This window comes from Parvimonas sp. D2 (assembly GCF_035282635.1).
Lineage (GTDB): Bacteria > Bacillota > Clostridia > Tissierellales > Peptoniphilaceae > Parvimonas.
Genome location: NZ_JAYKBO010000002.1, coordinates 216,390 through 238,516, shown reverse-complemented (window position 1 = coordinate 238,516; position 22,127 = coordinate 216,390). Strand labels below are relative to the sequence as shown.

At 28.6% G+C, this 22,127-nt stretch carries 20 protein-coding genes; 3 read left to right on the top strand and 17 right to left on the bottom strand.

Going from position 1 to position 22,127, the window contains the following annotated elements:
* Positions 1-165: 165 nt before the first annotated feature.
* Both VJI77_RS03720 and VJI77_RS03715 read right to left on the bottom strand, forming a co-directional pair.
* A complete protein-coding gene (locus VJI77_RS03720) occupies positions 166-1,437 on the bottom strand; it encodes an MFS transporter (RefSeq protein ID WP_323988328.1) in 1,272 nt (423 codons plus the stop codon).
* A gap of 189 nt (positions 1,438-1,626) precedes the next feature.
* Positions 1,627-2,211, bottom strand: a complete 585-nt coding sequence (locus VJI77_RS03715) for a methyltransferase domain-containing protein (protein WP_323988327.1) — start codon at positions 2,209-2,211, stop codon at positions 1,627-1,629.
* A gap of 180 nt (positions 2,212-2,391) precedes the next feature.
* On the opposite strand from VJI77_RS03715, the gene VJI77_RS03710 reads away from it, so the two are divergent.
* Positions 2,392-2,589: a DUF1858 domain-containing protein gene (locus VJI77_RS03710; RefSeq protein WP_009354496.1), complete on the top strand. Its 198-nt coding sequence runs from the start codon at positions 2,392-2,394 to the stop codon at positions 2,587-2,589.
* Between the two features lie 107 nt (positions 2,590-2,696).
* Here VJI77_RS03710 and VJI77_RS03705 read toward each other — a convergent pair whose 3' ends face one another.
* From VJI77_RS03705 to VJI77_RS03685, 5 genes are all read right to left on the bottom strand, one after another.
* Positions 2,697-4,112, bottom strand: coding sequence for an aminoacyl-histidine dipeptidase (locus tag VJI77_RS03705; protein WP_323988326.1), 1,416 nt, complete (start codon positions 4,110-4,112; stop codon positions 2,697-2,699).
* Positions 4,113-4,121: 9 nt separating this feature from the next.
* Positions 4,122-4,388: a glutaredoxin domain-containing protein gene (locus VJI77_RS03700; protein ID WP_323988325.1), complete on the bottom strand. Its 267-nt coding sequence runs from the start codon at positions 4,386-4,388 to the stop codon at positions 4,122-4,124.
* An 8-nt stretch (positions 4,389-4,396) separates the two neighbouring features.
* The gene (locus VJI77_RS03695) at positions 4,397-5,788 is read right to left on the bottom strand and encodes a glycine--tRNA ligase (protein WP_323988324.1); all 1,392 of its coding nucleotides are present in this window, start codon (positions 5,786-5,788) and stop codon (positions 4,397-4,399) included.
* Positions 5,789-6,027: 239 nt separating this feature from the next.
* On the bottom strand, positions 6,028-8,592 hold the full coding sequence (locus tag VJI77_RS03690) for a L,D-transpeptidase family protein (protein ID WP_323988323.1): 2,565 nt from the start codon (positions 8,590-8,592) through the stop codon (positions 6,028-6,030).
* Positions 8,593-8,808: 216 nt separating this feature from the next.
* Positions 8,809-9,708: a YitT family protein gene (locus VJI77_RS03685; protein WP_009355037.1), complete on the bottom strand. Its 900-nt coding sequence runs from the start codon at positions 9,706-9,708 to the stop codon at positions 8,809-8,811.
* 213 nt (positions 9,709-9,921) lie between these two features.
* On the opposite strand from VJI77_RS03685, the gene VJI77_RS03680 reads away from it, so the two are divergent.
* Positions 9,922-10,455 carry a TDE2712 family protein gene (locus tag VJI77_RS03680; protein ID WP_009354522.1) on the top strand — a complete coding sequence of 178 codons (534 nt, stop codon included), beginning with the start codon at positions 9,922-9,924 and terminating at the stop codon, positions 10,453-10,455.
* A 414-nt stretch (positions 10,456-10,869) separates the two neighbouring features.
* Positions 10,870-12,207, top strand: a complete 1,338-nt coding sequence (locus tag VJI77_RS03675; protein WP_323988322.1) for an aminopeptidase C — start codon at positions 10,870-10,872, stop codon at positions 12,205-12,207.
* A gap of 59 nt (positions 12,208-12,266) precedes the next feature.
* Here VJI77_RS03675 and VJI77_RS03670 read toward each other — a convergent pair whose 3' ends face one another.
* The 10 genes from VJI77_RS03670 to lpdA all read right to left on the bottom strand — a co-directional run bounded on the left by VJI77_RS03670 (position 12,267) and on the right by lpdA (position 21,998).
* On the bottom strand, positions 12,267-13,025 hold the full coding sequence (locus VJI77_RS03670) for a TrmH family RNA methyltransferase (RefSeq protein WP_323988321.1): 759 nt from the start codon (positions 13,023-13,025) through the stop codon (positions 12,267-12,269).
* A gap of 1 nt (position 13,026) precedes the next feature.
* Positions 13,027-13,668 (bottom strand): potassium channel family protein, encoded by a 642-nt coding sequence (locus tag VJI77_RS03665; RefSeq protein ID WP_313961069.1) that lies wholly within the window; start codon positions 13,666-13,668, stop codon positions 13,027-13,029.
* Positions 13,669-13,676: 8 nt separating this feature from the next.
* On the bottom strand, positions 13,677-15,026 hold the full coding sequence (locus tag VJI77_RS03660) for a TrkH family potassium uptake protein (RefSeq protein ID WP_323988320.1): 1,350 nt from the start codon (positions 15,024-15,026) through the stop codon (positions 13,677-13,679).
* Between the two features lie 46 nt (positions 15,027-15,072).
* Positions 15,073-15,417 (bottom strand): 50S ribosomal protein L20, encoded by a 345-nt coding sequence (gene rplT, locus VJI77_RS03655; RefSeq protein WP_009354971.1) that lies wholly within the window; start codon positions 15,415-15,417, stop codon positions 15,073-15,075.
* An 18-nt stretch (positions 15,418-15,435) separates the two neighbouring features.
* A complete protein-coding gene (gene rpmI / locus VJI77_RS03650) occupies positions 15,436-15,627 on the bottom strand; it encodes a 50S ribosomal protein L35 (protein WP_009354463.1) in 192 nt (63 codons plus the stop codon).
* Between the two features lie 15 nt (positions 15,628-15,642).
* Positions 15,643-16,194 carry a translation initiation factor IF-3 gene (infC, locus tag VJI77_RS03645; protein ID WP_009354441.1) on the bottom strand — a complete coding sequence of 184 codons (552 nt, stop codon included), beginning with the start codon at positions 16,192-16,194 and terminating at the stop codon, positions 15,643-15,645.
* A 142-nt stretch (positions 16,195-16,336) separates the two neighbouring features.
* A complete protein-coding gene (locus VJI77_RS03640) occupies positions 16,337-17,254 on the bottom strand; it encodes a TDT family transporter (RefSeq protein ID WP_323988319.1) in 918 nt (305 codons plus the stop codon).
* Between the two features lie 76 nt (positions 17,255-17,330).
* A complete protein-coding gene (locus VJI77_RS03635; RefSeq protein WP_323988318.1) occupies positions 17,331-18,131 on the bottom strand; it encodes a DUF169 domain-containing protein in 801 nt (266 codons plus the stop codon).
* 316 nt (positions 18,132-18,447) lie between these two features.
* Complete coding sequence (locus tag VJI77_RS03630) at positions 18,448-20,541, bottom strand: Tex family protein (RefSeq protein WP_323988317.1); 2,094 nt, start codon at positions 20,539-20,541, stop codon at positions 18,448-18,450.
* Between the two features lie 56 nt (positions 20,542-20,597).
* Positions 20,598-21,998 carry a dihydrolipoyl dehydrogenase gene (gene lpdA, locus VJI77_RS03625; protein WP_323988316.1) on the bottom strand — a complete coding sequence of 467 codons (1,401 nt, stop codon included), beginning with the start codon at positions 21,996-21,998 and terminating at the stop codon, positions 20,598-20,600.
* Between the last annotated feature and the right edge of the window lie 129 nt (positions 21,999-22,127).

Here is a 22,127-nt window from a genome sequence, read left to right as displayed (position 1 = left end):
CTCCTATTTTATTTTCTAAATTTATTCTTGATTACACACATAATCACAATAATTATATCATAAACAAAGAAAAAAATCATTAATTATAGCAAAAAACAATGTATTTATATTTATCATACTAAATTTAAATTTCTCATACTAATATAAATAAAGTACAATACTTTTTTAATTTTTCTCTTTTATTTTAAATTGTGCCATTATTATACTTAATAAAGTAATGACAACAACTATAAGGTAAATTGATTTGTTCTGTTCAAATCCTAAAATTCCCTCTGGTATTAACTTTGAAATCCATAGATAAACTCTGTCTCCAAAATAGACTCCCATAGCAAAGAACAATTGAAAAATTCCCATACTTACATTTCTATCTTCTTTTTCAAAATATTGCATAGCCATTGAAATCAAGCAAGTATACGCAATTCCATAGCCAAAACCATTAAAAATATATCCAAAAAATGCAGGGATATATGAATTAGTTAATAAAATAATTATATAAAATATTAGATTTGAAACTAAACCTAAGATTAAAGTTTTTTCAATTCCTATCTTCTTTGCAAAATAAGTTCCTGCTAATACACTTGCAATAAGTTGTGGAAAAGCAAATAGTACGTCAATATAAGCCAAACATATAGGTGGCATATTTAAATTAACTTTTGCATAAGCAATCATATTTGCTCCTGACGTTGAAAACTTTATAAATGAAACTAAAATTGCAATTAAACAGATATATAAATAGCCTTTAAATTCAAAAACTTTTTTAACTTTTTCAAGGCTAAATCTCTTTGCAGAATAAGAAACATCTTTAACAAAAAAACTTAATATCAAAGCTACAATTGAAATTGTAGCAGAAAGTGTCCAAAGCAATTTAAAATTCTTATATGTACCATAAGTTGACAAATACTGTATTGGAGCTGCTATAAATTCTGCTAAAAGCGGTGCTATTGATAGAATCGACGCTGAAATTGCAGCTTTTTCCTTAGAAAAAGTCTCTGAAAACAACACATTGAAAACTGCAAGCATAGATGCACATATTCCCATAGCTATTGATGAAAAATAAAGAGTATTATAGCTTGGTTTTAAAACTACAATTAAAGATGCTAATGTTAAAATAAAAAGTGCAATTTGAATAAATATTTTTTTTCTATTAAAAATATCACTCAGTATAAAAATTGGCAGTCTGATAAAGCAACTTATTAGTCCGTATGCTGAAGTTATCTGTGCAGCCAAAACAATCGAAAAACCAAGCCCCCCCTCTTCCATGGGACTTATAGCATAGAGCTTTCTATATGCTCTTACAACTGTTATTCCACTCCAAAAAAGTACAAACAACCAAAATATTAACTTTTGATTTCTATCCAAATCGTATTTCTTTGAAATAAAATATATAATTACAAAAGTTAAAACAATCATAAAAATTGATGAATATAGTTTTTCCATTTTTCTCTCCTAATTTTTTGGCTTAAAAGCTAAAATTTTACCACGTCTTATATATTTCTTTAAATCTATTTTATGTCCCCATTTTGCAAGATATTCTTCAGTTAATTCCTCTTCAATTATAGTATAAAGTTCGAAACCTACCGTTTTTAAAATATTCTTTAACTTCTCCGAAGTTATTGAGCCAGCGACTCAAGTTGCATGAAAAATCGGTTCATCTTTGACCCATGATGGCAATTCATTAAATTGAACAATATCTGAAATTGAAATTCTTCCCCCTGATTTTAAAACTCGAAAAATTTCAGAATAAACTTTCTCCTTATCTTCACATAAATTTATTACACAATTTGAAATTACACAATCAACAGTATTGCTCTCAACTTTAAGATTATCTATATCTGAAACCATAAATTTAGTATTTAAAAACTTCTTTTTTTCTCTTATGTAATTTGCTCTTTCAATCATTTCAGAAAGTCTATCAACTCCAATAACAAAGCCTTCTTTTCCAACTATTTTACAAGCCTTAAAGACATCCATTCCCTTTCCACAACCTAAGTCTAAAACTGTTTCTCCGGATTTTAAATTTGCATTTTCAATTGGATTTCCACAACCCAAGCCAAGATTTGCGCCATTTTCTATATCTTCTAAAGTATAACCTAGACTTAAAGCAATCTTCTTTTCAAGCTCTTTACTATTTTCACTTTCTCTTAATCTATCGTTTACAGCAATATTTTTATATAGATTATCTATTGCTTTTTTATTATCACAACATTTCATATAAGCCTCCATATAACTTAATTATTTTATCATAAAAAATAATAATAGTCTAATCATTCATTCTATAATTACCACGATATTTTACAACTTAACAATTTTATTTTTTAGAGTCAAATATAACTTGATTTTTTTCTCAATTACCTGTATTATATGGGTATAAGATAACTAGGAGGTGCAGTTATGAAAATAACAAAAGATATGCTAATTGGAGACATTATCCAAATTCATCCGGATGCTGTTGAAATTCTATTTAATTTTGGACTTTCTTGTGTTGGTTGTCCTGCAAGTCAAATGGAGACTCTTGAAGAAGCTACAATGGTTCATGGACTAAATTTAGATTTACTTCTTGAAGTCTTAAACGAAAATAATTCAAATTAAAACTATTCCTCACCTTTCACAAAAGTGTTCGGTGAGTAGTACATAAAAAAATCGCGAGTAAAGTTATCGCGATTTTTTATATATTATATACTTATTTTTTATAATTTTTATAATTTTTCTAATAATTCTTTTACAAATTCAAAAGTTCTTTGAGTTGAAGAAATATTCAATCTTTCAACAGGACTGTGAACATCTTTCATTGTAGGTCCTATTGATATCATTTCCATTTCAGGGAATGTATCAACAAAAACTGCTGGTTCTAAAGCGGCATGGACAACTTCAACTTTCATTTTCTTTCCTGTTAAATTTTTATAAACTTCTAAAGCAGTATCTCTTAATTTTGAAACTTTTGCAAACTCCCATGGTTTATAATAATCTTCTAATGTATATTCAACACCATTTTCTTCATAAACTTTTTTAACTATATTTGTATATTCTTCAAAAGTCTTAGGATTTGAACTTCTTAATGAAAGTGTAAATCTAACAAAATTTCCATCAAATTTAATCATGGCAAAATTGTCAGAACATTCAACGATTGATGGATATTCTTCCATCATTGAATACACTCCATGAGGAATATTTCTAATTACATTTTCAATTTTTTCTTGACATCCCTTACATAAAACTTCTTTTGTATTTTCAACTTTTTCTATAGAAACTCTCATATCTTTATCAAGTGGATATTCACTAATTAATTTAGAAAAATCAATTTTAAATTCGTCAGCATCACTTGTAAAAATTACTTTTGCATCTCTAGGAATTGCATTATGTTTTGTTCCACCTTCAATACTAACCAATCTGTAATCAGCAATTTCTTTTACCAAATCCATTGCTCTAAGAGCAAATTTTAAAGAATTTCCTCTTTGTTGATGAATTTCCATTCCGGAGTGACCACCAAGCATATTATTTACAGATAAAACAAAAGTATTTTTCTTATTATTTTCTTCAAATTTAACTTTCAAAGTACCCATAATATTATGTCCACCTGAACAACCTGATAAAAGTACTCCTTCTTCTTCAGCATCAATATTTAAAAGCTTTCTTCCATTTAAAAGTTCTCTCTTTACTGCTCTTGCACCTGCCATTGTTCTTTCTTCATCAGTAGTTACAAGTAATTCAAGTGCAGGATGTTTAGCTTCTTTATCTTCCAAAATGGCAAGTCCCATTGCAACTGCTATTCCATCATCAGCTCCTAGAGTTGTACCTTTAGTCTTAACCCAATCTCCATCCACAATAACAGGAATAGGATCAACTAGAAAATTATGTTCAACTCCGTCAGCCTTTTCTGCAACCATATCCATATGTCCTTGAATAACAACAGGTTCGTGATCTTCATAACCTTTATATGCAGGTTTTCTTATAACAATATTATTGCTTTCATCTTGAATAGTTTCTAATCCTAAAGACTTTCCAACACCGTATAAATAATCGCTAACTGCCTTTTCATTTCCAGATTCTCTTGGAATCTTAGTTAGCTCTTCAAAATAATAAAAAACTCTTTCAGGTTTTAAATTTTCTAACATAATTGCCTCCTACTTATTATATTCATCAAATTCTTCTATGCTAAAAATTATTTTTTCTCCATCATTTATCACCATTGCAGGAATGCCTATTGAGCCATTTTCCTTAGCAAAATCAAATGCAGGATTTTCTCTAAATTTTAAGAATTTTTTAAGATTTGCTAAATTTTCAGTAATATCTAAATACAAATACTTAATTTCTCTTTCATCAAGTGCTTTTTTCATAACAATACAATCAGGACACATACTTGAGCCAAAAACAACTTTTTTCTTAACCATAATTCCTCCTAAAATTCTAAAGACTTTTCAATAAAATCTTTTAGTTCTGAGATTTTTATTCTCTCTTGTTCCATAGTATCTCTAAATCTAACCGTTACACAATCATCTTCCAAAGTATCAAAATCGACAGTTATACAGAAAGGAGTCCCAACTTCATCTTGTCTTCTGTATCTTTTTCCAATACTTCCTGAAACATCTGTATCTATCATAAAATATTTTGAAAGTTCATCATAAATTTCATCAGACTTATCTGACAATTTTTTAGTAAGTGGTAAAATTGCAGCCTTGAATGGAGCTAAAGCGGGATGAAGTCTTAAAACAGTTCTAACATCTCCTTCTCCTATCTCTTCTTCATCATAAGCATTACATAAGAATGCTAACGCAACTCTGTCTGCTCCAAGTGAAGGTTCAATACAATATGGAATATATTTTTCATTTGTAACAGGGTCTATATATCTCAAATCTTCGCCGGAAACTTCAATATGTCTTGATAAGTCATAATCTGTTCTATCTGCAATCCCCCAAAGTTCTCCCCAACCAAATGGGAATAAAAATTCTATATCACAAGTAGCTTTACTGTAAAAACTCAATTCTTCTTGTTCATGGTCTCTAAGTCTTAAAGTTTCCTCATTCATTCCTAAAGACAATAACCAATTAAAAGAATAGTTTTTCCAATAGTCATACCATTCTAAATCTTCTCCAGGTTTACAGAAAAATTCCAATTCCATTTGTTCAAATTCACGAGTTCTAAAAGTAAAATTACCAGGAGTAATTTCATTTCTAAAAGATTTTCCAACTTGAGCAATACCAAAAGGAACTTTCTTTCGAGAAGTTCTGGCAATATTTTTAAAATTAACAAAAATACCTTGTGCTGTTTCCGGTCTTAAATAAATTTCAGATTTGCTATCCTCAGTTACACCTTGGAAAGTTTTGAACATAAGATTAAATCTTCTTATTCCTGTAAAATTTTGTTTTTTACAATTTGGACAACAAATATTTTTTTCTTTCATTAATTCTTCAACTTTTTCATTTTCCCAACCATCAACATTTATATCTCCAAGATTGTTTTCAAAATAAAAATCTTCAATGAGTTTATCAGCTCTAAAACGAGATTTACATTCTTTACAGTCAATTAAAGGATCACTAAAACTTCCAACATGACCTGAAGCAACCCAAACTTCCGGATTCATCAAAATTGCACTGTCAAGACCAACATTATATTTAGATTGTTGAACAAATTTTTGCCACCAAGCTTTTTTTACATTATTTTTAAATTCAACACCTAAAGGACCATAATCCCAAGTGTTAGCAAGTCCTCCGTAAATTTCTGACCCTGGATATATTATTCCCCTACTTTTACATAAAGAAACAATTTTTTCCATACTCTTTTCTGATTTCATAATATTCCTCCTAAAAATAAATAAACAAAAAGGCCATATCGCAAGGGACGATATGACCGTGGTTCCACCCTAATTATGTTAAAAACATCACTCTAAAAAAATTACTCCCGATTTCCCCATAATACAAAAATGTAATTTTGCACCAAACAACTACTCTCTAAAATTTTCATATTATTTTTTATCGTTCAACGTAAGTATTAACAAGATAATTCTAACATATTTGTTTTTTAAAATCAATACTAATAGACTATAACTCTCATTCCAATATAAGAATTATTGTAAATATATCCCATTGAACCAGGATAAACATTTATACAACCATGTGAGCCACCTCTTCTATAGTAGTAATAATCTGAAAAAGCATAACCTGGTTGCCAATTTGCATCATGAATTCCATAACTTCCATGGAATGGCATCCAATATTGAACCCAAGAAGCATATCCGGGTCCTTTTAGAATTCTTGAATATTCCTTTGAAAGCACACTGAAAATTCCTGTTACAGTAGGTGTAGAAGGCTTACCACTTACAATACCTACTTTAGAAATTATAGTTCCATTTCTAACAAGCCATAACTTTTGATCACTCAAACTTACTACTATAAAATTTCCATTTACATGGCAACTTCTACCTGTATTTTTGGACCTCCAAATTCCATTTGAAACGTACCAATCAGAATCCGCCAAGCCTACTTCAACTCCATCAATATAAGATTTTCCGCCATAATATCCATTTGCGTATTTTCCGTTTACAAAATATCTTGATCCATTTTCATCTGTTGCATATCCATTATGTTTTCTTCCATCTCGGAAAAAATACCAATCATATCCATCATCATACCAACCATTGGCTAGATATTTATCTCCTCCAAAATATAAACCGTTTATATAAGTATTGCCTTCAGATTCTAAACCATCTTTATATAACTTTCCGTTATATCTTCCATTGGCATATTTTCCATTTACAAAATATCTTCTTCCATTGGCATCTACTCCAAAACCTGTAAGTTTTTTTCCGTTCTTGAAAAAATACCATGCTGTGCCATCATCGCACCACCATTCTGCAATTTTACCTTCGCTATAGTAAATTCCTCCAACATAATCATTAGCATACTTACCATTTATAAAATACATCTCGCCATTTCCATCAACAGCTTTTCCTGTATGCTTTCTACCATCTTTAAAGAAATACCATGCAGTTCCATCATCATACCAACCATTTGCTAAATATTTATCTTCGGCATAATACAATCCGTTTATATAAGTATTCCCCGCAGATTCTAAACCATCTTTATATAATTTTTCATTATATCTTCCATTGGCATATTTTCCACCTACGAATAATCTTGTTCCATTTGCATCTTTTCCAAGTCCATTATGTTTTATTCCATTTTGGAAAAAATACCATGCTGTACCATCATCACACCACCAGTTGGCTATTACTCCATCTTTATAAAACAATCCGTCTATATAACAATTTGCATATTTTCCATTTACGAAATACATTTCGCCATTTCCGTCTACTGCTTTTCCTGTGTATTTTTTACCATCTTTAAAGAAGTACCATCCTTCTCCATCATCATACCACCAATTTGCTGGCTTTTTATCATATCCGTAAAATATTCCATTTACATAAGTTTTACCATCAGACTCTACACCATCTTTATATAATTTATCATCATATATTCCGTTGGCATATTTTCCATTTACAAAATACCTTATTCCGTTAGCATCTTTTCCATTTCCATTATGTTTCTTCCCACCTTGGAAAAAATACCATGCTGTTCCGTCATCACACCACCAATTCGCGATTTCTCCATCTTTATAAAAAATCTCATCTATATAGGCATTAGCATATTTTCCGTTTACAAAATATCTTATTCCATTAGCATCTTTTCCATTTCCATTATGTTTCTTCCCGCCTTGGAAAAAATACCATGCTGTTCCGTCATCGCACCACCAATCAGCTAATTTCCCATCTTTATAAAAAAGTTTATCTACATAACCATTGGCATATTTTCCTTTTACGAAATACATTTCACCATTTGCATCTATTCCTTTTCCAGTGAGCTTTTTACCATCCTTAAAGAAATACCAACCTGTACCATCGTCATACCATGCATTTGCTGGTTTTTTATCATATCCGTAAAATATTCCATTTACATAAATTTTACCATTTGACTCTACACCATCTTTATATAATTTATCATTATATATTCCATTGGCATATTTTCCATTTACAAATAATCTTATTCCATTAGCATCTTTTCCAATTCCGTTATGTTTTTTACCACCTTGGAAAAAATACCACGCTGTGCCATCATCACACCACCAATCTGCTAACTTACCATCTTTATAGAAAAGTTTATCTATATATCCATTAGCATATTTCCCATTTACGAAATACATTTCGCCATTTGCATCTACAGCTTTTCCTGTATGTTTTTTACCATCTTGGAAAAAATACCATGCTGTGCCATCATCATACCAGCCATTTGCAGGTTTACCATCAGGATCATAAAAAATGTTGTTTACATAAACCTTACCTTTTTGCTCTACACCATTTTTATATAGAATTCCTTCATAAATTCCATTGGCATATTTTCCATTTACAAAATATTTATCTTGATATTTTCCAGTATATTTTTTACCATTTTGGTAAAAATACTTTTGATTGTCTTCTTCTTTCCAACCACTAAAGCCTTCAGCAACAACAATATTTTTATCTTCATAATTATCTAAAACAAGAATATTTACCATAAATAAAGATAAAATCAACAAAACTCTTGATAAAAATTTTCTTTTCATAGCTCCTCCTTTATTAAAATTATAAAAATAAATAAACACTATTAATTTTGATAGACATACTATCAAATTAAATATATTTTAATTTAAAACATATAGTTATCATCCTAATTATAGTATATAAAATTTTATGTAAAAAGTCAATAAGAAATCGATGTTTACTGTGTTTATTTCATATAAAAAACTGTTATGAAACAAATCTCCATAACAGTTTTACAATTACATTTTTCTAGTTTTATTCTTTTCTTTTAAAACTTTTTTATTTTCTTCAGTAAGGTAACTAAATCCTTCTCCAGAAACTTCACTAACTGTTGCAACATTTACAAATGCGTTATTGTCAAATTCTCTAATAAAATTCATAAGTTTTATGTATTCAGGTCTTGTAAGAATAGTTTCAATCATAACTCTTTGACTCTTATTAAAACCTCCTTTTACTTCATACAATGTACTTCCTCTAACAATCTCATTAAGGATATAATCATTAATACCCTCCCATTTTCTTGAGTTAATATAAACTTTAATTCTAGTCTTGTATCCAGTAAGAACTTTATCTATAACTACTGCATTAAATAAAATACCAACTAGAGCATACATTGCAGCATTAATTCCATAAGCAGCATAACCCATAACTACAACAGAGAAATCAGCTATAAAAACTCCAACACTTAAATCTACATGAATATACTTATTCAATATTTTTCCAACGATATCAGTTCCACCAGTTGAGGCATTTTGATTTAATGATAGAGCAATACCAAAAGCCGTAACACCAACTCCTATAATCATACTCATAAACGGAGTATCAACTAATGGTTGAATATTTGGAAATATTTTTTCGAAAGCAATAAGTGAAATAGATAATACAATTGTAGCATATATACTAAGTCCACCAAACTCTGCTCCTACAAGTAAAAATGCTAAAATAAACAAAATAATATTAATTCCAAGTTGAAATACCCCAACAGGTATACCAGGAATAAATTTTGCTAATGCTATTGATAGCCCTGCTGTTCCTCCAATAGTCAAATTATAAGGAACCATAAAGAAATAAACCCCTGCAGATACTATAACAGATGCAAATGTTGTAATAATAACTTTTCTTAATGTACTATAATTCATAATCTCCCCTCCTATAATCTACCGTACAAGTATAACAAAACTTTTCAAATTTTACAACAAGTAAATTACATAAGTATTGATTTTTTTACAAAAAAAGTTTACAATTAATTTATACTATATTTTACATTGTTCATAAAAATTTTTTATGCAAAATATAGAAATGAAATTTTTTACATATTTATTGTAAATTTTAATAATTTATTGGAGGCTTATATGATTAAACAAATTGAATTAAACTTAGAAACTATCGAATCCATGTTATATTTATGGACTGCATTAGCTGAAAAAGAAAAAGTTGCTGAAAGCTTTTTTGTTGATGTAGCTAAACAATATCCACTACAAGCTATAAAGACTAAAGATTTTAATGAAGAATCAGTAAGAAGAGTTTTATCTGCTATCCAAAATAGAGAATTACTTTCTACAGCTACTAAAGAAGAAAAAAGATTTTGGAATAATAATATGTGGATGATGGAAGACCTTGAACTTCCACAACTTATGGCAAAACCTATAAAAGTTCTTAATGTAAATCATCTTATTGAAGAATTAAACAAAGAATTTCCAAACAATAATAAAGAAATCTTGAAAGTTTACATTGCTCCATTACATTTAGATGATTACTATATAGTTGATGGAAATTTAATTATCAACTTCTTTAGAATTATGTTACCAGATGGAGAAAATGCATTTATTGATGGAAAACCAATTGATGAATATATTCTTGAAAAACTAAGAGAAGTTTTAAAATAATTCTTAAATGATTAATATTAGATTTTCATAATACAAATAAATTAATTACTTTAAGGAATGTGACCTGTAATTATCAGGAAACATTCCTTTTTAATTATCTGTAATTATTCTAATGTTATAGCGATTAATATGATCTATTACCATTTTATCAATATTTCAAGAATTTTTTTAGTCCAATATTTCCTATTTCTATATTTTAAAAACTATTAAAAATTTATAATATTTATAATAAAAAACTATTGTTATAATATCATTTTTTAGGTTACTTATTATTTTATCTTAATATATAATATATTTAAAAACTTATAATTTTTATCATTTTTGATAATAATTATCTTTTATTTATTATAATTTTATGTTACAATGTAATTGTGAGGTTTCTCACAAAAAATTTTTTTAAGGAGAGTGATACAAATGGCATTAACAAATGAAATTCTTAAGTCATTTAAAGAAAGATTTAATTCTTGTAAAACAAACAAAATCGTAGCTGCAAGTGTTGCAAAAGTGGGGTTACACGAAGCATCTACAAATCATGAAGTCTATAAAAGACATAATTTTCAGTTTTCTGATGTTACAAAAAAAGGTGAAATAACAAACCAAAAATCAAGTGGTAGATGTTGGATGTTCTCTGCATTAAATGTTGCAAGAGTTTCAACTATGGAAAAATTAAACATAAAATCTATGGAATACTCACAAACATATACTCTATTTTGGGATAAACTTGAAAAAGCAAACTTCTTTTTAGAAAGTATAATTGAAACATTAGACGAAAAAACTGATTCAAGAGTTGTTTCTCATCTTTTAACTGCACCTGTACAAGATGGTGGTCAATGGGATATGTTTAGAGGTCTTTTAGAAAAATATGGTGTCGTTCCTAAAGGAATTATGCCAGAAACATTCCACTCTTCAAACACAAGAGATATGGAAGCAATACTAACTAAATATCTTAGAAAAGCAGCTTGTGATATGAGAAATCTTCATAAAGCTGGCAAACCATTAAAAGAAATTGAAGATTTAAAAAATGAAACTCTTTATACAGTTTACAATATTTTAACTAAATGTTTGGGAGAAATTCCTGAAACTTTCACCTATGAATACAGAGATAAAGACGAAAAATTCCACAGAATATCAAATATTACTCCTAAAGAATTTTTCGATAAATATGTTGGTTGGAATTTAAAAGATAAAATAAGTTTAATCAATGCTCCAACTGATGACAAACCTTACGGAAAAGTTTATACAGTAAAATTCTTAGGAACAGTTAAAGAAGCTGACAAAATAAAATACTTAAATGTTCCTATAGAAGTATTAAAAGAAAGTGCTATAAAGTCAATTAAAGCTGGGGAACCTGTATGGTTTGGCTGTGATGTAATTAAGTTTTTGGAAAAGCAAAAAGGAATTATGGACTTAGATATGTTCTTGTATGATGACATATTCCCTACTTTAGAAAACTTTACAAAAGCAGAAAGACTTGATTATCACGAAAGTGTATTAACTCATGCAATGGTGTTTACAGGAGTAAATCTTGATGAAAATGGAAAACCATTAGAATGGCAAGTTGAAAACTCTTGGGGAGATGCAGTTGGAGATAAAGGTATTTTTTCAATGACTGATGAATGGTTTGATGAATACAACTATGAAGTAATGGTTGACAAAAAATACATTGATGAAAAATGGTTAAAAGCTCTTGATGAAAAAACAATAGAACTTGAACCATGGGATCCATTTGGTGCATTGGCAAGATTAAAATAATTGAAAAATTGTCCCAAAAATATATAGTACAAAAAAGGAAGTGCTTATAAACACTTCCTTTAATTTTTATATATTTTATACATTATTATTGCAGCTGCTATTGATACATTTAAAGACTCCATTGAATTGTCCATATCTATTTTTAAATGTGCATTTGAAATTCTTAGCATTTCAGCTGAAACTCCATTTGCTTCATTTCCCATAACTACAATATTTTTTCCATCAAATTTAAAATCTTCTAAAATTTTTGAATTTTCACTTAATGTCGTAGAAATTAATCTATATCCATCTTTTTGTAATTCTTTTATTTTTTCAATTTCACAATCTACAATATTTGTTCTAAACATTGCACCCATAGTCGCTCTTAAAACTTTTGAATTATATTTATCTACACAATTTATAGTCAATATATCCTTAATTCCAAAAGCATTTGCAGTTCTAACTATTGTTCCAAAATTTCCCGGATCACTTACATTTTCTAAACAAATTATATTTTTAGAAGAAATTTTTTTATCCTCAATATAATTTACAACAGTAATAACTCCTTCAGAATTTGTAAGTTCAGTCAAGTTTTTAAATAATTTTTCAGATAAGATTATAACTTTATCTAAATATTTTTCATTAAAATCAAAGTTTTCAATAAATTTTTCAGTACAAATTATATTTTCTATATCAAGTTCTTCGCCAATAGCCTCTAATAAGAGTTTTTTTCCTTCTAGCAAAAATAATTTATATTTATCTCTATTTTTTTTCAAATACAGACTCTTAAATAATTTATACCTTTTATTATCTTTACTATCTATAACTTTAAATTCCATATTATACCAGCTTACCAATCCAGTCATTTCTACCAGCAACTAAAAGAATATCACTGCTCTTTATAACATAGTCAGCTCCTACATTTATCTCCAAGCCATCTTTATTCTTTATAGCAACTATATTTACATGATGTCTATTTCTAATTTCAGAATCCTTTATTGATTTTCCAACCCAAACTTCCATTGGCGAAATTTCAACAAGAGAATATTCATCAGATAAATTGATAGAGTCTAAAATATTTGAATTACTTATATTATTTGCTACTCTTACTCCCATATCTTTTTCTGGAATTATAACTCTATCTGCCCCTATTTTTCTAAGAACCATAGCCTGAACACCGTCAGTCGCCTTAGCAATAATTTTTGGAATACCTAGCTCTTTTGCTTCTACAGTTGCAATAATTGAAGTTTTATAATCAGAACCTATTGCAACAACACAAATATCAAAGTTAGCAAGTCCTAATTCCTTTAGACTTCCATCTACACTAACATCACAAATTATAGCATGTGTAACCTTGTCTGCAATAGAATTTATAATCTCTTCATCTTTATCTATAACCATTACTTCATTTCCAAGTTTTCCCAAGGTTATGGCTAAACTCATTCCAAATCTTCCACAACCTATAACAGCAATTTGTTTCATACTATCTCCTATCCAACAATAACATTTCCACTTGAATACTTAAATTTCTTTTTATTAACCTTTTTATAAAAAGAGAAAATAATTGTAAGCGGACCTACTCTTCCAATAAACATCAATATAATTAATAATATTTTTGTAATATCTTTTAAATGTGGAGTTAAATCTTTACTAAGTCCAACTGTCGCAAAAGCTGAAACAGTTTCAAAAAGCAAATCTATAAATCTTACATTTTCAATCAAAGTTAAAATAAAAACTACAGTATTAACTAGTAACAAAGATATAACAAATATTCCAATTGCTCTTTTTGCTAAAGAAAAAGAAATTCTCCTTTTAAAAACTTCTATCTCATTATTATTTTGAATGAAAGATATAGTTGTTACTATCAATAAAAATATTGTAGTTGTCTTTATACCACCAGCTGTACTTGCAGGAGAGCCTCCTATAAACATCAAAAATACACTTAGAATCGTTGAAGATTCCGTAAAACCAGTTTGATCTATAGATGCAAAACCTGCAGTTCTTGTAGTAACAGATTGAAAAAATGAATTTGTAATTTTATCAAAAAAGTTTAAGTTTTTTAAAGTTTTTGCATTAGAATATTCTAAGACAAAAAAAGCAATTGTTCCAAATATAAGAAGTCCTAAAGTCATTACTAGAACAATCTTAGTATGCAATGAATACTTTTTATAATTGAATCTAAAATTACTTATATCAATATAAACATGAAATCCAAGACCTCCTAATATTATTAAAAACGAAACTATTAAAAGTAAATATGGATTTGTATTAAAACTCTCTAAACTATTTTCTCCTAAAACATCAAAACCTGCATTACAAAAAGCTGATATTGAATGAAAAATAGAATAATAAATTCCTTTCAACCCAAACTTAGGAACGAATGTAAAAGAAAGTAATATTGCACCCAAACCTTCAATCAAAAAGGTTGAAAAAATTACATATCTTATAAGTTTAACCATTCCACTAAGTTTTGTTGATCCCATTTGTTCTTGAATTACAAGTCTATCTTTTAAAGTTATCTTTTCGCCTAAAATCATAGCTACCATAGTAGCCATTGTCATAAAGCCTAATCCTCCTGCTTGAATTAAAAGCATTATAATAGTTTTTCCAAAATAATTAAATTCATTAGTTATATTTATAGTTGAAAGCCCCGTTACACAAACAGAAGAAGTTGATATAAATACACAATCTATAAAATTTGTAAAATTTAAATTTTTAGATGAAAAAGGTAAAAATAACAGAATAGATCCAACAGTTATTATTAAAAAGAAACCTAAAGTTAATACCGCAGGCGGATTAGTTTCAAGCTTATTTTTTAACTGCTTTATAAAATCTCTCAAAATAACCTCCAAAAAAAAGCCCTTCAATTATGAAGGGACATTTTCTCTATTTTACTAATTCAACTAATTTTTTGAATCCTTCTGGATCATTTATAGCCATTTCAGAAAGCATTTTTCTGTTCATATTTATATTATTTTTCTTTAGTCCATACATAAATTTGCTATAACTTAAACCATATTGTCTTGTTCCGGCATTAATTCTTGCAATCCATAAGCTTCTAAAATCTCTTTTCTTTCTCTTTCTTCCTATGAATGAATAAGTCATTGATTTCATAATTGCTTGATTAGCAACTTTGAATAATTTTGACTTTGCACCATAATAACCTTTAGCTTGTTTTAATACTTTTCTATGTTTTTTTCTTGCATTTAAACTACGTTTTATTCTTGCCATTACTCTTTACCTCCATTATTAAGGAATCATATTATTGATTCTTTTTTGATCTCCACTACTGATAACTGATGATTTTCTTAAATTTCTAATTCTCTTTGGTGATTTCTTACTTGTTAAATGGCTCTTATATGCCTTAAATCTTTTAATTTTTCCAGTACCAGTTCTCTTGAATCTCTTAGCTGACGCTCTATGTGTTTTCATTTTAGCCATATCTAAAACCTCCTATTAATCTTGTTTTGGTGATAAAAACATTGTCATATTTCTACCTTCCATTACGGAATCTTTTTCTACATTTCCATATTCTGCAGTAAGTTCTTTAAATTGATTTAAAACTACCTTACCAATATCAGTATGTCCCAACTCTCTACCTCTAAATCTTACAGAAACTTTTACCTTATCTCCACCTTTTAAGAAATTATTCGCATGTTTTGCCTTAACTTCTATATCATGTTTATCAATACTTGGAGTAAGTCTAATTTCTTTAACATTTATAACTTTTTGTTTTTTTCTTGATTCTTTTTCTTTCTTTAATGAATCATATCTATATTTTCCATAATCTAAAATTTTGCAAACAGGTGGATTAGCATTAGGAGAAATATTAACAAGATCCAATTTCTTTTCATTTGCCATTTCTAATGCTCTCGAAATTGGAACTACTCCAATTTGATTACCTTCTGCATCAATTAACCTAACATCTTTTGCTCTAATCTCTTCATTAATTAAAAGCTCTTTTATAATAACACCTCCATAAAAAAACGGCGAGTAAACACCCGCCATAATAATTACAAAACTTAAATTATTAACATAAACCTGAAACAAAATAGTAACAAGGTGAGAGCGAGTACTCTACTTCATTCATCATATTACTCAAATATTTTAACATATACTAATTAAATAGTCAAGCAATTTTTATAATAATTTAATTCTCTTTTGAAAATAAAAATTTCATATATCCAATAAAAACATATAGTACAATCAACGTTGCTACTATTTCTTGAAAATTTACAAATAATTTTAAAACCGAATTTGCTCCATATAATTTTGTTACATATCCACTAAATAATTTACTTGAAATTGCACTTATTACAAGTGGGAATGTAAAACCAGAAAAACCCGGAGAAAATTTTAATTTCAATAATTTTGGTAAATTAACTAAAACTACTAAATAGAAAAATAGTGAAAATCCAAACAAAACAGCAGCGAAAGTAAAATTCTTTTCAGGAAAAGTATTCAAATATCCTGCAAGTGCAAGTGAACCAGGTGCTGATAAAATTGCAAATGTTGGCTTAGATGGTTCTGGAATTTCTTTAACTTTAAATACTCTGTAACATACAACAGGTATTAAAATAAAATATGAAATTAAAGCAAACCAAAAACAAATTTGTCCTAATTTTAATTGCCTCGCTGCTCCTGCTGTAACACTAGCTGTTGCAATTCCTACATAAACAATATACCAAGATGGGAATACTTTCTTAATTGAAAAATTAGGTAAAAATTTCATACTAAACCAAATAATTAACAAAGCATGTAAGATTACACCAACAAACCAAAATGCAGCAGCTAAGCCTGAAGAATAAGGCTTTGCATAGCTACTAAGTAAAATAGTAGCCATTGTAATTGTTAAAAGTACACTTGCAGGAACTGGATTATCTAAAACAGTTTTTAATTTTGAATTTAATAAAACAATTTTTAAAACAAAAATAATATATAAAATAAGTGCAACGCCACCTATACATAATCTAACAACATTACTATAAGATTGTAACAAATTTCCTAACGCAAACATAGCTAAAATCAATCCCGCAATGGGAATAGGTAATTTTTTTAATAAATCCATAAAATTCTCCTTTACTAAATTTTTTAAAAAATTCAAGTTAGGAATTTCTAAAAAGAAATCCCTAACTATTTTGAATTTATTTTTCTATTGGTCCACCTAAATATGATCCTGTATCATAATTTTTATTTAATTCAATTACAGAATCATCCATATGATTCTTTTTCATCTTCTTAATTATTTTTCTCTTATTTCCATTACGTTCAAAAGGATTTGTAGTTTCAACTATACCTTGAACAACATTGTACCAATGTTTCCACGCCATTCCAATTCCTAACTCATCAGGATGCCAATTTGCCATAAGTCTTGTACCTGGGCATAAGAATGTGATATTTATTGTTCCATGTTCATAAGGAAGAGTTGTAAGATCATGACAAACCGCTTGTAAACCAACAGTTTTCATTTCTGGAGAGTATCCATTAAAATAAGAATATCCATGAACAACTCTCATTATGTTATATGCTTTTTCAATCATAACAACAACATCTGGTTCAACTTTAAAATTTTCTAAAGGCATCACTACTATACCATAGATTGGTTCCTTCAAAAATATCATTTCATCAGAAACACTTTTTGATGTTTCAACATCTTTATAAATATTTTTACTAAATCTAGCTTCTCCAGATGCCATTTTAGGTGGCGCTTGATTAAAACCAAAAGCAACTGAACCATTTGGACACCCTTGATGTACTTTTCTTACTTTTACATTAGCTCCTTTTGACGCCAAATTAACAGCGTTACAATATGTAACTTTACTTTCTCTTTCAGGAACTTCAAACTTTTCATAACTTTCTTCATCGTGAAAAAACTTTACTCCTACTACTTTACGATTCAAATCTAAATATGAATCTACAAGTTTTACACTTTCTTGAATATCCATATAATAACCTCCTATATATTTACTATTTATATTTGATAAAAGATTTTGTAAAATCACAAACAAATATAATCATAGCCATATTATCACACATTTATAAATAAGTCTAATACTTTTTTTCTATGGATAAGCATTATTAATAATTATTTTTTATTATAAAATATATTCCTTCATTTTTAAACATTTAACAACCTTATGAAACCATAAAAATTCTTATGATAAAATATTCACTATTTTTTTAAAGATTTTACACAACATTAGCATTGATAATTACTTTATTTTTATACAAAAAAAGAAATGCGTTTTATCGCATTTCTTTTTACTTCATTGTCAATTTTACTTTTTGCTTTTCAAGGTCAATTTCTAAAATTTTAACCTTAACTACATCAGAAACTTTTAATACTTCTGAAGGATGCTTTATATATTTATTTGAAATTTGTGAAATATGAACTAGTCCATCATTTTTAATTCCAATATCTACAAATGCCCCAAAATCTACAACATTTCTTACAGTTCCCTTTAATTCCATTCCAACTTCCAAATCCTCAATAGAAAGAACATCAGATCTTAAAATTGGTTTTGGCATATCTTCTCTAATATCACGACCAGGTCTTTTAAGCTCTTGAATTATATCCTTTAATGTTAATTCACCAACTTCTAATTCTTTTGAAAGTTTTGAAATATTAATCTTATCTAAATCTTTACCATAAAGTTTTTCAGCAATTTCATAACTTTCAGGATGAACAGCTGTATTATCAAGTGGGTTTTCACCATTTCTAATTCTCAAAAATCCCGCGGATTGAGTATATGCTTTAGGTCCTATTCCTTTTACTTTTTTTATTTCATCTCTATTTTTAAAGGCTCCATTTTCATCACGATATGAAACTAAATTTTTAGCCATAGTTTTTGTCATACCTGAAATATAAGATAAAAGAGAGAATGATGCAGTATTAACATCAACTCCAACCTTATTTACACAATCTTCAATAACATCAGATAATGTTTCTGTCAATTGTTTTTGATTTACATCATGTTGATATTGTCCTATACCAATATGTTTTGGTTCAATCTTCACAAGCTCAGCCATTGGGTCTTGAATACGTCTTGCTATTGATATTGCACCTCTAACAGTTACATCTAAATCCGGAAATTCTTCTTGTCCAAGTTTTGAAGCAGAATAAATTGAAGCTCCCGCTTCATTTACAATTGAATAGAATAAGTCTTCTTTTTTCAATTCATTTAACAATTCAACAACAACTTTTTCAGTTTCACGACTTGCAGTACCATTTCCAATTGCAATTAAACTTACATCATATTTTTTAATAAGCTTTGCTAAAATTTCCTTGCTTTCCTTTATTTTTTCCTGTGGCTTTGTAGGATATATATTTACATGATCTAAAACTGATCCAGTTTTTGAAATAACAGCTACCTTACAACCCGTTCTATAACCAGGGTCAATTCCTAGAACAACTCTGTCAAGAATTGGAGATTGCATAATATAGGGTTTTAAATTTTTACCAAAAACTTCAATAGATTGTGTGTCTGCTTTTTCCTTCAAATTTGCTCTTATTTCAGTTTCTATTTGTGGGAATAGAAGTCTGTTATAACTATCGATAACAGCTTCTTTTAAAAATTTATGACAGAAATTTTCATCATCCATACATAGTGAAAATAAAATTTCACCAATATTTTTTTCGTCACTTAACTTTATAGAAACCTTTAGAGCTTTTTCCTTTTCTCCTCTATTTATAGCAAGTATTCTATGCGCTGGAAGTTTAGAAATCTTTTCAGAAAATTCATAATACATATCATAAACATTATTTTCTTCTTTCCCCTTTTCAGAGACTAAAATTCCATTTTTCTCAGCATCTTTTCTTAAAATATCTCTAAAATCTTTATCTTCAGAAATCATTTCTGCAATAATATCTAAAGCACCAGCCATAGCTTCATCAATATTTAAAACTTCTTTTTCTTCACTTATGAATTCAGAAACCTTTTGTTCAAAATTATTTTCCTTAAGCTTTCTATCTAAAATCAAGTCAGCAAGCGGTTTTAATCCTTTTTCCTTTGCAATAGTTGCTCTAGTTCTCTTTTTAGGTCTAAATGGAAGATATATATCCTCAACTTTTGAAAGAGTTTCAGCATTTAAAATTTCCTTTTTTAATTCATCTGTCAACTCTCCAAGCTCGTCAATTAATCTTATAACATCTTCTTTTCTTTGCTCTAAATTTCTTAAATATTGTAATTTTTGTTCTAAATTTCTAAGTATTTCATCATCTAAATTTCCTGTAACTTCTTTTCTATATCTTGCGATAAAAGGGATAGTATTTCCCTCATCTATAAGTTTTACAGTATTTTCAACTTGACCTACTTTTATATTTAATTCTTTTGCAATTTGTTCAAAAATATTCATTCTTACCTCTTTAATAAAAAAGGGAGCTAACGCTCCCTAAAATTCTAACAAAATAATTATTTTGCAGGTGCACTATGGATTGATTTTCCTTCTAATTGGTGAATAGCTTCCATAAATGCTTCTGATAGAGTTGGGTGAGCGTGAATCATCTTGCCTATTGACTCAACTCCCATATCATTTGCCATAGCAACTGTTCCTTCATGAATTAAGTCATTTGCATGAGGTCCAATAATATGGATACCTAAAATTCTCTTTAAGTCTTCAGTTGCAAGAACTTTTACAAATCCATCAGCTTCTCCTAATGAAACAGCTTTACCATTTCCGCTGAACATAAATTTACTCTTAACATAAGGAATATTTTGAGCAATAACTTCTTCTTCAGTTAAACCAACTTGAGCAACTTCTGGTAAAGTAAATGTACAAGCAGGAACAATATCTAAATTAATTTCAGGATGTTCTCCCATTAATTTTTCAACAACATGAATTGCTTGTGCACTTGCAACGTGAGCAAGTTGAACATTTCCATAAACAACGTCACCAATAGCATAAATGTGGTCAACATTTGTCTTAAATTCTTTATCAGTAACTACAGCTCCTCTTTCAGTAACAACTCCTGCTTTTTCGATTTCTAATCCATCGATATTAGCTTTTCTTCCTGTTGCTAAAAGAACCATTGTACCTTCAGCTTCTTCAACTTTATCTTTATCAACTCTCTTAGCTGTAACTTTTAATTTCCCGTTTTCTTGTGTAATTTCACTTGCACGAACTTTATTTACAATCTTAATTCCCGCTCTTTTGAAAATACTTGGAATTCTCTTTTGAATTTCTCCATCAGTTGCAGGTAAAACACCATTAGTCATTACAGTTACTTTTGAACCGAATTGAGCATAAATACTTGCAAATTCCATTCCGATAACTCCACCACCAACAACTATAAGTTCTTCAGGAATTTCTTTTAAATCTAAGAACTCATCACTAGTAATTACATTAGGCAAATCAGTTCCTGCAATTGGTGGAACACTTGGTTTAGAACCTGTAGCAATGATTATGTAATCAGCTGTTACATCTTTTTCTGAACCATCATTTAATTTAACATGAATTTTATGAGGATCAACAAAAGAACCAAAACCTTTTAGGTATTCAATATTTGGATAAGAACCAATTAAGAATTCTACCCCACCTACGATTTTTTCAACAACTTCGCATTTTCTTTCATTAAGTCTTATTGGATCAATTTTACATTCATCCATAAGTAAACCGAATTCTGCTTTTCTATGAATGTTTTCCATAATTTCAGCATTTTTCCAAAGTGTTTTTGTAGGGATACATCCTCTATTTAAACAAGTACCACCTGGTCTATCTGCTTCAATAAGTACAACTTCTGCTCCCATTTGTGCAGCTCTAATAGCAGCCTCATATCCTCCTGGGCCTGCTCCAATAACAGCTATTTTAGTCATAAAACACACTCCTTAATTATTTTATTTTAAGTTTTCACTCACTTAAAATTATATATCAAAAATACTTTTTTTTCAAGTTTTTGGGTAAACTTTACTAAATTTAAAATATTTTTTTAAAGTAACATCATT